General features: G+C 51.1%; 1 protein-coding gene. It reads left to right on the top strand.

Annotated elements, in window-relative coordinates; all coding sequences use genetic code 11:
* Window positions 1-1,050: transposase (locus E0E20_RS13775; protein ID WP_130838736.1), on the top strand; the 1,050-nt coding region annotated here is incomplete at its 5' end.
* Window positions 1,051-1,091 lie beyond the last annotated feature (41 nt).

Below are 1,091 nucleotides of genomic sequence, written 5' to 3'. Positions count from 1 at the left end.
CGAACCATGAGAGTCGTGGCAGATCACCACGTCGCGATCGACGGGATGCTCAAGCAGGACACCAGTACCGTCAATGATCTGTCAGCTTTCTCCTACAAAGCCCGGGTCAAGGGCTGCAAGGATGTATCTGTCATCTATGCCTACGACATAGAAGCCATGGAACCGATCTGCGCGGAAGTCTTTCCAGGCAACAGCATCGATGCGGTCTCTTACCGCTCCTTTATCCTGGATAATGACATTCGTAACGGCATCATTATCGCGGATAAAGGGTTTCCGCCCGTCCGGATCATTCAGGAACTGGGCGGCCGTCCGGATCTCCACTTCCTCACACCCATCAAGAGGAATGATTCCCGGATCAGCAGCAACGACATGCTCACCTTTGACGGAGTCCTCGAAGGGATCGGAGACCATGTCCTTTACAAAAAATCCTGCATCAAGGGCGGCCGCTATCTGTACGCTTATAAATCTGCGAGAAAAGCCGCCATTGAGGAAGCGGATTACCTTGCCCGCCGGGAGAAGAACAAGGACTTCACCAGCAGCAAGTATGAAAACAAACGCAGCGTCTTTGGCGTTATTGTTTTCGAATCGGATCTGGATATGGATCCGAAAACAGCTTACCTCTGTTACGATGAACGATGGATACTGGAACTTGTGTTCCGTCAGTACAAGAACGATCAATGTCTTGACCGGACCAATGTACAGGGAGATTTCTCCCTCATGGGCTCCGAGTTCATCAACTTTATAGCTACGCTTACCACCTGCCGGCTGATTGCTAAAGCCAGGGAAACCGGCCTGTTGAACAAGATGTCCTACAAAGATCTTATGGACGATCTCAGTTCCGCATGGCGGATGGTGGATGCTCCCGAACCGCCAAACTCGGATGACGGTTGTTGGGTTCACACTATTAATTGTGTATTCGAAGAGCTTGAAGCTCTTGGATTATCAACGTCGGTTCCGGGGCCTGAGCCGAAGAAACGAGGACGGCCGAAAAAGGAGCCACAGGAACAGAAACCGAAGTGTCCGAGAGGACGTCCACGGAAGAATCCCTGATCTGTCGTTACTCTATAGTACGGCAGATTGGGAAACCTTTA

Source organism: Lachnoclostridium sp. Marseille-P6806 (assembly GCF_900625025.1).
GTDB lineage: Bacteria > Bacillota > Clostridia > Lachnospirales > Lachnospiraceae > CAG-791.
This window is presented reverse-complemented; position numbering and strand designations above follow the sequence as displayed.